This window comes from Deinococcus pimensis DSM 21231, from assembly GCF_000519345.1.
Classification (GTDB): Bacteria; Deinococcota; Deinococci; order Deinococcales; family Deinococcaceae; genus Deinococcus_A; species Deinococcus_A pimensis.
Map to the genome: position 1 here is coordinate 3,454 of NZ_KI912645.1, position 9,214 is coordinate 12,667.

At 70.5% G+C, this 9,214-nt stretch carries 10 protein-coding genes and 1 pseudogene; 9 read left to right on the top strand and 2 right to left on the bottom strand.

The window, feature by feature from the left end; translation table 11 throughout:
* Positions 1-658: ATP-binding domain-containing protein (locus DEIPI_RS0112360; RefSeq protein WP_169737098.1), on the top strand; the 658-nt coding region annotated here is incomplete at its 5' end.
* 42 nt (positions 659-700) lie between these two features.
* Here DEIPI_RS0112360 and DEIPI_RS0112365 read toward each other — a convergent pair.
* Complete coding sequence (locus tag DEIPI_RS0112365) at positions 701-1,483, bottom strand: hypothetical protein (RefSeq protein WP_045234234.1); 783 nt, start codon at positions 1,481-1,483, stop codon at positions 701-703.
* A 76-nt stretch (positions 1,484-1,559) separates the two neighbouring features.
* On the opposite strand from DEIPI_RS0112365, the gene DEIPI_RS0112370 reads away from it, so the two are divergent.
* Positions 1,560-3,089: a GMC family oxidoreductase gene (locus DEIPI_RS0112370; protein WP_027481966.1), complete on the top strand. Its 1,530-nt coding sequence runs from the start codon at positions 1,560-1,562 to the stop codon at positions 3,087-3,089.
* Here the strand turns inward: DEIPI_RS0112370 and DEIPI_RS0112375 are convergent.
* Positions 3,076-4,185: a universal stress protein gene (locus DEIPI_RS0112375; RefSeq protein ID WP_342667512.1), complete on the bottom strand. Its 1,110-nt coding sequence runs from the start codon at positions 4,183-4,185 to the stop codon at positions 3,076-3,078. The genes DEIPI_RS0112370 and DEIPI_RS0112375 overlap by 14 nt on opposite strands.
* Before the next feature lie 275 nt (positions 4,186-4,460).
* Here DEIPI_RS0112375 and DEIPI_RS0112380 point away from each other — a divergent pair, with 275 nt between their 5' ends.
* The 7 genes and pseudogenes from DEIPI_RS0112380 to DEIPI_RS30765 form a co-directional block, all read left to right on the top strand.
* The gene (locus DEIPI_RS0112380) at positions 4,461-4,658 is read left to right on the top strand and encodes a hypothetical protein (protein ID WP_027481968.1); all 198 of its coding nucleotides are present in this window, start codon (positions 4,461-4,463) and stop codon (positions 4,656-4,658) included.
* Between the two features lie 116 nt (positions 4,659-4,774).
* A complete protein-coding gene (locus tag DEIPI_RS0112385) occupies positions 4,775-5,212 on the top strand; it encodes a hypothetical protein (RefSeq protein WP_027481969.1) in 438 nt (145 codons plus the stop codon).
* A 275-nt stretch (positions 5,213-5,487) separates the two neighbouring features.
* Complete coding sequence (locus tag DEIPI_RS0112390; RefSeq protein WP_027481970.1) at positions 5,488-6,516, top strand: DNA double-strand break repair nuclease NurA; 1,029 nt, start codon at positions 5,488-5,490, stop codon at positions 6,514-6,516.
* 14 nt (positions 6,517-6,530) lie between these two features.
* Positions 6,531-8,309, top strand: coding sequence for an ATP-binding protein (locus tag DEIPI_RS0112395; protein ID WP_045234250.1), 1,779 nt, complete (start codon positions 6,531-6,533; stop codon positions 8,307-8,309).
* A 59-nt stretch (positions 8,310-8,368) separates the two neighbouring features.
* The gene (locus DEIPI_RS37750) at positions 8,369-8,569 is read left to right on the top strand and encodes a hypothetical protein (protein WP_157463632.1); all 201 of its coding nucleotides are present in this window, start codon (positions 8,369-8,371) and stop codon (positions 8,567-8,569) included.
* On the top strand, positions 8,511-8,666 hold the full coding sequence (locus DEIPI_RS42245; RefSeq protein ID WP_425387853.1) for a nucleotidyltransferase: 156 nt from the start codon (positions 8,511-8,513) through the stop codon (positions 8,664-8,666). Before DEIPI_RS37750 ends, DEIPI_RS42245 begins: the two co-directional genes overlap by 59 nt.
* Positions 8,667-8,761: 95 nt before the next feature.
* A pseudogene (locus DEIPI_RS30765) lies at positions 8,762-9,214 on the top strand (hypothetical protein); the annotation flags it as partial.

Below are 9,214 nucleotides of genomic sequence, written 5' to 3' on the forward strand. Positions count from 1 at the left end.
GAGCCCCATCGTGCGCGCCGCTCACGGGCTGCTGCACGGCGCCGCGCCCGAGTTCGGGGAGTCGGCCCTGCACCTCGTCGAGACGGAATCCGACGTGGGCGCCCGCCGCGTCGCGCTGCTCGTCCGCGAGCTCGGCGGGCCCGGGCAGGTGCAGGTGCTCTCCCCCATGCGCAAGGGACCCCTCGGCGTGGAGGCCCTCAATCACGCCCTGCAGGGCCTGTTCAATCCCGGCTCGGGCGGCACCCGCGTCGGCGACGTGGAGATCCGCGCCGGGGACATCGTCGTGCAGACGAAGAACGACTACCAGAACGAGGTCTTCAACGGCACCCTCGGCGTGGTGCTGCGCGAGGCCGCCGGGAAGCTGCAGGTGGACTTCGAGGGCAACATCGTCGAGCTCGGCGGGGCGGAACTGTGGAACCTCCAGCTCGGCTACGCCCTCACCGTGCACCGCGCGCAGGGCAGCGAGTGGCGCACCGTGCTCGGCGTGCTGCACGAGACGCACGCGAACATGCTCTCACGCAACCTCGCCTACACGGCCCTCACGCGCGCCAGCGAGAAGTTCGTCGCGGTCGGCTCTCGCCGCGCCTGGGAGATCGCCGCGACCCGCGCGCGCGAGGTGCGGCACACCTACCTGCTCGAACGCATCCGGGGCAAATGAGGGAGGCGGCACGCGCGTGCCGCCTCCCGTGGTGTTCGGAACTCAGCGACCGACGTTCTCGACCCGGTCGAGCGCCAGCGCGTAGAGCTCGGCGGCCCGGGTCCGCGTCGACGCGCCCTGACTCATCATGCTGAAGTTCGTGTCCTCCATCCAGGCGGACTGACCGTCGTTCTCGTTGTGGATGTTCAGGCTGAACGATTCCGCGTCCCTCGTCACCACGTAGGAACCCGTCACGCCCACCGCGTTCCAGCCGGGCGACAGGTTCACGTCCAGCTTGGCGCTGAGCGCCCCCCCGGTGACGGCGCAGTTCACGTTGCCCGAGAGCTTGACCGGACGGTCCGCGTAGTACCAGGCCCGGCCGTTGATCGAGATCTCGAAGCGGGTGTCCGAATTGTCCACCACCGAGTAGGTGGTCGGGTCGAGTTCGGAAACCTTCACGCTGTTCTGAACGGCGTCGAGCGAGGTCATCTCGAAGATCCCGGCCTGCTGGTCGCTGGCCGTGACGCTTCCGGTGCATCCTGAGCCGTCGCTGAGGTCCGCCGACGTGTAGGCCGAGAGGTAGGGCGCGACCGTGGCCCCGGAGGGCAGGGTGAGCGTGAGCTGACCCGCGGCGTTCACGCTGCCGGACGCGAGGGTCGTGGCGCCAGTGTCGTCCGTGAGACGGGCGGTCGCGGCGCCCCGGCTCCACGAGGACACGGAACCCGTCACGGTCGTGACCGTGGCGGCCTTCGCGGGGTAGCTGGGCCCGGCGGGCATCGGGTTGCAGGCGGCGAGGGTGAGGGAGAGCAGCGCGAGGCCGCCCGTGAGCTTCGAGAAGTTCGTCATGCCCACGCACTGTACCGGCCCGGCCAGACCCGCGCGGCGAATGTGCGGCGCTCCTGCGCTCCTATACTGGGCTCACATGACATTCGACTTCATCGTCGTCGGGGCGGGCTCGGCGGGCTGCGTCCTCGCGCGTCGTCTCGTGGAGGGCGGCGCGCGGGTGCTGCTGCTGGAGGCGGGCGGGCACGACCGTCACCTGTTCGTCACGGCCCCGGCGGCCTTCTCGCGGCTGTTCGGCACGCGCTTCGACTGGAACCTGCACACCGAGCCGCAGACCCACCTGAACGGCAGGCGCCTGTACTGGCCGCGCGGGCGGGTCCTGGGCGGCAGCAGCGCGATCAACGCGACCATCTGGATTCGCGGGGCGCGGCAGGATTTCGACGCGTGGGGGCCCGGCTGGACCTGGGCGGACGTCCTGCCCGCCTTCCGCTCCATCGAAACCTTCGACGGCGGCGAGAGCGTGACGCGTGGCGGCTCCGGACCGCTGCCGGTGGGCGCGCGGCGCTACACGCACGCGCTGTCGCACGCGTTCGTCGCGTCGGCCGTGCGGGCCGGGTACGGCGTGCAGCGCGGCTTCAACGACGGTGACCTCGAAGGGTTCGGCCTCTTCGAGAGCAACCACAGGGGCGGCGAGCGCGTCAGCGCCTACCGCGCGTTCGTCGCGCCGATCCTGGGGCACCCGGGGCTCACGGTGCGTCCGGACGCGCGGGTCACGCGCGTCCTCGTGGAGGGGGGCCGCGCGGCGGGCGTGGAGCTCCGCGTGCAGGGCCGCACGGAAACCCTGCGCGCGGGCGGCGTGATCCTCGCGGCGGGCGCGGTGCACTCGCCTCAGCTCCTCATGCTCTCCGGCGTGGGGCCCCGCGCGGAGCTCGCCCGGCACGGCATCGACGTGCGCGCGCACCTCCCGGGTGTCGGGGAGAACCTGCAGGACCACCTCGCGGTGCCCGTCATCGCCCGCTCGAAGGTGCCGTCGCTCGACCGGGAGCTCGGGCCGGGCGCGCTGCTGCCCTACCTGCGCGGGCGCGAGGGCGCGCTCGCCTCGAACGTCGCGGAGGCCGGGGGCTTCGTGCGCTCCCGCGCGGACCTCCCCGCGCCCGACCTGCAGTTCCTGTTCGGCCCCGCGTACTTCCGCGACCACGGACGCGTCCGCGCGCGCGGTGACCACCTGTCGCTCGGTCCCGTGCTGGTCGAGCCACGCTCGCGCGGGCGGCTCACCCTGCGGCCCGGCGACCCCTGGGGCGCGCCCCTCATCGACCCGGCCTACCTCACGGACGAGCGGGACCTCGACGCGCTCGCCTACGGCGTGGCCGCCGCGCGTGAGATCCTGCGCGCCTCACCGCTGCGCGAGCTGCGCGGCGAGGAGGTGCTGCCCGCGCACGCCCGGGTGGACGAGCACATTCGCGCGGAGGCGCAGACGCTCTACCACCCCGTCGGCACCTGCCGCCTCGGCGACGACGACCTCGCCGTGGTCTCACGTGACCTGCGCGTGCGCGGCGTGGACGACCTGTGGGTCGCGGACGCGTCCGTCATGCCCGTCATCACGCGGGCGAACACGAACGCGCCCAGCATGATGATCGGCGAGCGCGCCGCGGCCCTCATTCTCGGGTGATGACGTACACGTCCACGTTGCGCGTGTCGCGCAGCACTCGGTGCACGATGCTGCCCCGCAGGAACTCCTGCAGGCGCGAGCGACTGCTCTCCCCGATCACGACCTGCGTCACGTGGTTCTGCGAGACGTACTCCACCAGCGTCCGCCCGATCCCGCCCCGGTTCGGGATGACCGTGAAGGTCCCGCCGAGCGACTCCGTGATCGCGCGGAAGTTCTCCAGCAGCTTCTGCTGCTCCCGCGTGAGGGACCCGCTCTCCACGTACACCACGTCGAGGTCACCCTTGAGGCGCCGCGCGATGCGGCCCCCGCGGCGCACGAGACGGCCCGACTCCGGCTCCGCCGCGCAGGCCACGAGGATGCGCTCCTTCATCCCGACGTTGTCCTCCTCGGGCGCGGCGGCCTCCACGACGTCCGCGACCTGCCGCAGCGCCAGCTCGCGCAGCGCGGCGAGGTTGTCCACCGTGAAGAAGTTCTTCAGCGCGAGGTCCACCTTCTCCGGCGCGTAGATGCGGCCCTGCCGCAGCCGCTCGCGCAGCGCCTGCGGCGAGAGGTCCACCAGGATCACCTCGTCCGCCTGCTGCAGCACCACGTCCGGGAGGCGGTCACGTACCCGCACGCCCGTGAGGCGCACCACCAGGTCGTTGAGGCTCTCCACGTGCTGGATGTTCACCGTGGAGATCACCGAGATGCCCGCCGCGAGCAGCTCCGCGACGTCCTCGTAGCGGTGCGCGTTGCGGCTCCCCGGCGCGTTCGCGTGCGCGAGCTCGTCGACCATCACGACGTCGGGACGGGCCGACAGCAGACCGTCCACGTCCATCTCGACGAGCACGGCGCCCTTGTACTGCACCTCGCGCCGGGGAAAGACCGGGAGGCCCTCGGCGACGCGCCGCGTCTCCTCGCGCCCGTGCGTCTCCAGGTAACCGACGACGACGTTCCGGCCCGCCGCCTGGAGCTCGCGGAGCTCCTGCAGCGCGCGGAAGGTCTTGCCGACGCCGGCCGCCATGCCGACGTACACCTTGTGATGACCGCGCGCAGGAGCGGACGCGGTTGCGGATCCGGAAGAAGGGCGAACCTCGGAAGGCTCGGACATGTCCATCACTGTAACGCAGCCACAAAGCAAGACGCGCGATTTCGGCGGACCTTTGGGAAGACTCTGGTCCGGTCCTCACACCGAAGGTGCGCGGCTCATAGACCCCGGGCGCCGCACGGAGTATGCTCTGGATATCCCGGACGAAGGTCCGGCTCACCCACGATGACGCCCGACGCTCCGCCCCGAGTCCACGCCGCCCGCCGTCCCCAGGACACGCAGAGGCGCGCGGACGGGGTGTTCACCCGCGTCGCGCCACAAGGAAGGGCAGGGAGAACCCACACGTGAAGGAACTCGTGCTGAACGGCGAGGAATGCCAGGACCACCTGCGCAAGTGCGTCAAGACCCTCGTCGCGAACGACGGCAGCGTCATCTACCGCGACAGCGTGCCGCGCTACTGGATGGTCGACGAGGAGAGCGGCACCATGCGCCTGCTCACCTGGAACGAGATGCAGCTCAACTACCCCGAACTGCTCGACTGAACACGACCTCGGAAGCGGCCCCCGTACGGGGCCGCTTCCGTCGCATCCGCACGTACGCCGTCATGACGGTATGAGAACCTCCGGACGGAATGCTACACTTCCGCCCGGAGGTTCTCATGAAGAAGACGTTCATCGCGCTCACCCTCGCGGCGCTCGGCGGCACCGCCGCCGCCGACAGCTACTTCGGCATCTACACCTACGGCGTGCAGTACACCATCGATAACGGCGCGAACGCCACGCGCATCGGCCTCGGCATCCCCTTCTTCTTCTTCACCGACTTCGGCGTCAACGGCAACGTGTCCTACCTGCTGCCCGGCGGCAGCATCGGCGGCGACGCCAACCTCAGCTACCACTACGGCGCAGGGGCGGACCTCGGCGTGTACGGCGGCACCCTCGCCCTGCGCCCCAACGTCCTCGCCACCCTCGACTACCGCTTCAACAACAACCTCAGCGGCTTCGTCGAGGCGAACGTCGGCCCGCAGTTCTTCTTCGGCAACGGACGCGGCATCTCCCCCGTCACGTTCGACACCAAGATCGGCCTCAACTTCCGCTGAGCCTCACGCGGCAGAACGGGACGCCCGTGCGGGCGTCCCTTTTCTTCGGCCCATGCCTGTGCGTGAGCGCGTCCCCGTGGGCACCGGGGTGGCCGTCCAGCCCTGGCGTCGTACGCACCGGAGCGGTCCGGTGCTCATGCCTGGGGCGCTCACGCGTCTCCACACTCATGGGCGGAGCGGTCCGGGCGTTCGGGTGGAGCGATCAGCATGTCTCTGTGGGTGTCAGAACATGAGCCCTCTCGTACGCTTCTCACGGACTGCGCTACCATGCGTCCATGCGTATCCGCCTCGACCCGTGGCCCATCGACACCCTCGACGCGCAGCTCAGCATGCAGGCGTTCAGGGGTGACGTCATCGACATCGAGACGCCGCGCTGGGCCGCGCTACCGGCCGGTCCCGTGCCCGCGCACCTCCAGACGGTGTACGTCGTGGACGGCAAGCCGCGCATGGAGGCGCGACTGCTGATCGACGGGGACGGCGGTGAGCCCGTGTTCGGCGGGTACGGGGCGTACGTCGTGGGCGCCGTGGACCTCTGCCCGCACGGCAGCCGGGAGGCGGTCCTGCGGGACGTGCAGGCGCGGCGCGTGCTGGCGCTGTGCGGCGACGTGGGGGGCGCGGAGGCCACGCGGCTCCTGCCGCGCAACCCGCACTCGGGCGAGCTGCTCTACAGCGTCGAGACCGCCGAGGGCAACGACCCGACCGCGCCTCAGCGCAAGCTGCAGTCCCTGATGCTCGCCGCCGAGCAGCGGCTCTCGCACGGGTTCTCCTCGCAGGTCCCGTACGACGAGGACGACGACGTCGAGACCCTCGCGGTGCTCACCCTGCAGGACGGCCCGCTGCGGCGCGGCTACCGCAGCGGCGCCGTCGTCGGCTGCGTCAAGACGATGCAGACGATGTACGTCAGCGCCGACCGCGCCTACCTGCTCTCGGAACTGCGGCCCGGCGAGCGCAGCCCCATCCTGCACTTCCGCTACGAGGGCGGCAGCGAGGCGCGCTTCACGTGGTACGTCCGCCTCTGCGAGGCGGAGTTCTATCAGCACCCCTACGCGGGCGTCATGCGCCTCGAGATGCACGCGCCCTACGAGAGCGACTTCCTGCCCGACATGGTCCGGCAGGTCGCGGACCTCAGCGGCACGCTGCTGTGCCGCCTCGGCAGCAAGGGCCACAAGGACCCGCGCGCCCCGCAGAACCTCATTCCCACGCGGGCGCTGGAGCAGGCGATGGGCCGCGCGATGGGCGACACGTCCATCGTGATGCGCCGCATCCGCGCGCACCTGCAGGAGGCCCTGGAGGTCGTCGCGTGAGCCGGGCGGTCGGCATGATCCTCGGGACGCAGGAGGCGACGCCCCTGCAGTTCTGGTTCTCCGTCGCGCCCGGCGCGAGCGTCCAGCTCGACGACCTCGTCGTGACGCGCCTGAGAAAGCCCGGCGGCGGCGAGGTCGCCTTCTACGGCGTCGTGGACGCCGTCCGCAAGATCCACGAGGGCGTCAGCTTCGAAAGCGACGTGGAGGAGGTCGCGGCGGGCGTGCTGCCCGTCAACACCAGCTACACCGCGCACGTCCTCGTGACGCGCGTCGACCCGGAGGACTTCGTGCCGCCCCAGCCGGGCGACCGCGTGTACCTCGCCGAGGACGACGACCTCGCCCGCGCGCTCTATCAGGACGGGATGAAGTCGCGCCTCCCGGCGGGCCTGCTGCGCGGCGGTCAGCCCGTCGCGCTCAACTTCGACTTCGTGAACGGCGCGCAGGGCGCGCACGTGAACATCTCCGGCGTGTCCGGCGTGGCCACCAAGACGAGCTTCGCGCTCTTCCTGCTCTACAGCATCTTCAACTCCGAGGCGCTCGGCGTGGAGCGCGCCAACAGCAAGGCCGTGATCTTCAACGTGAAGGGCGAGGACCTCTTCTTCCTCGACCAGCCCAACGCGAAGCTCGCGGAGAAGGAGGAGAAGGTGACGCGCGCGCGCGGCCTCTCCGGGGACCGCTACGCCGCGCTGGGCCTGCCGCGCGCGCCCTTCCGGGACGTGCAGTTCCTCGCGCCGCCCCACCCGGGCGGCGGGGACGCGATCGTGCCGCACGTGGAGCAGCGCGGCGAGGGCGTCACGCCCTACCTGTGGACGCTGCGGGACTTCTGCGCGCGCCGCATGCTGCCGTACTGCTTCGCGGACCGTGACGCGAGCCTCAACCTCGGCTTCGTCATCTCCTCCATCGAGGAGAAGCTCTATCGGCTCGCTCAGGACGACCTCGCGAAGCCCTACCTCACCGTGTCCGACTGGCAGGACGGCGACGAGTTCGAGGCGATCGAGCTGGGCCTCACCTTCGACGAGATGGGCAAGACCCGCATCACCACCTTCGAGCAGCTCGTGAAGTACGTGGACTACAAGCTGCTGGAGCAGAACGAGGGCGCGGGCGACCCGAAGTGGGTGGCGAAGCAGAACATGGGTACGCTGCAGGCCTTCGTGCGGCGCCTGCGCGGCGTGCAGAAGCACCTCGCGCCGCTCGTGCGGGGCGACGTGACGCGCGCGCAGGCCGACCGCTTCCGTCCGGACGTGATGCGGCAGGGCCTGCAGCTCAGCGTCGTCGACATCCACCAGCTTCACCCGCACGCGCAGATGTTCGTGGTGGGCGTCGTGCTGCGCGAGCTCTTCGACAAGAAGGAACGACAGGGCCGCAGGCCCTACGTGTTCGTCGTCCTCGACGAGCTCAACAAGTACGCTCCGCGCGACGGGGAGAGCCCCATCAAGGAGGTGCTGCTCGACATCGCCGAGCGCGGGCGCAGCATGGGCATCATCCTGATCGGGGCGCAGCAGACCGCCTCGGAGGTGGAGCGCCGCATCACCAGCAACGCCGCCGTGCGCGTCGTGGGCCGCCTCGACCCCGCCGAGGCGGAGCGGCCCGAGTACCGCTTCCTGCCCGCCACGTACCGCCTGCGCGCCGCGATCCTGCAGCCCGGCACGATGATCCTCCAGCAGCCCGAGGTGCCCACGCCCGTCATGGTGACCTTCCCCTTCCCCGCGTACGCCACCCGCAAGGACGAGGTCGCCGCCGCCGAGGCGCCCGAGGACGTGGAACGCGAGGCGAACGACTGGCTCGGCCTCTAGAAACGTTGAGTCTCCCCGACCCCGCGCGAGGGGCCGGGTAAACTCGGGAAGGAGGGAACATGCTGCCGCGAATCGACAAGAAGGTCGTGGTCGTCACGACGCAGGCGGAAGTACAGGACGACGATCTCGACTTCTGGCTCAGCCAGCCCGTCGAGGCCCGTCTGGCTGCCGGTGAGGTCCTGCGGCGCATGAGCTACCCGAATGGAACTACACCCCGACTTCAAAGAGTTCTTGAAATTACTACGGGACCACGGCATTAAGTTCGTCGTGATCGGCGGGTACGCCGTATGGGCGCACGGCCACGTCCGGTACACGGGCGATATCGACGTCTTCTACGAAGCCGAAACATCGACCTGAAGCGCCTCAGGCAGAACAAGCAGGCGAGTGGTCGTCCGAAGGACATCGCCGACCTGAGCCAGTTGCCCGAAGCGTGGAGTGTCAGCAAGGAGCGCATGAATCCACCCGCGAGTTTCGAGCCCGAACGTGTGTTCGACCGCCTCGTCCACGAGCGCAAGGTCCGCGCGATCGCGTGGGCGGGCAGCTTCGGGACGGAGAACGCCTGGTCCGGCAGCGTCCCGACCATCGTGAGCTTCGAGCGTGGGCTGCTCTCGCACCACTCGGAGACGCGGGCGGGCTTCACGCACGAACGCTTCCCGTACGAGAAGCTCGAGGCGTGGCGCGACTGGGAGACGGCGCGCGCGGAGGCGCCGCTCGCGCTGCTCGCCACGTCGCGCGTCGCGTACGACCCGACGGGGTACTACTCGCGCATCCAGAAGACGCTGTGGAACCTCTCGGAGGAGAAGCTCGCGGCGTACCGCGCGGACCTCGTGGGGCAGGCGCAGGGCGCGCTCGACGAGGCGCGCCGCCTCTTCGCGGGGCCGGGGGCGGGCGTGACGGGTCAGCTG

Coding starts and splice junctions, on each gene's coding strand:
- DEIPI_RS0112365 (WP_045234234.1), bottom strand. CDS start 1,483: ATGACGAACTTCTCGAAGCTCACGGGCGGCCTCGCGCTGCTCTCCCTC.
- DEIPI_RS0112370 (WP_027481966.1), top strand. CDS start 1,560: ATGACATTCGACTTCATCGTCGTCGGGGCGGGCTCGGCGGGCTGCGTC.
- DEIPI_RS0112375 (WP_342667512.1), bottom strand. CDS start 4,185: ATGGACATGTCCGAGCCTTCCGAGGTTCGCCCTTCTTCCGGATCCGCA.
- DEIPI_RS0112385 (WP_027481969.1), top strand. CDS start 4,775: ATGAAGAAGACGTTCATCGCGCTCACCCTCGCGGCGCTCGGCGGCACC.
- DEIPI_RS0112390 (WP_027481970.1), top strand. CDS start 5,488: ATGCGTATCCGCCTCGACCCGTGGCCCATCGACACCCTCGACGCGCAG.
- DEIPI_RS0112395 (WP_045234250.1), top strand. CDS start 6,531: ATGATCCTCGGGACGCAGGAGGCGACGCCCCTGCAGTTCTGGTTCTCC.
- DEIPI_RS37750 (WP_157463632.1), top strand. CDS start 8,369: ATGCTGCCGCGAATCGACAAGAAGGTCGTGGTCGTCACGACGCAGGCG.
- DEIPI_RS42245 (WP_425387853.1), top strand. CDS start 8,511: ATGGAACTACACCCCGACTTCAAAGAGTTCTTGAAATTACTACGGGAC.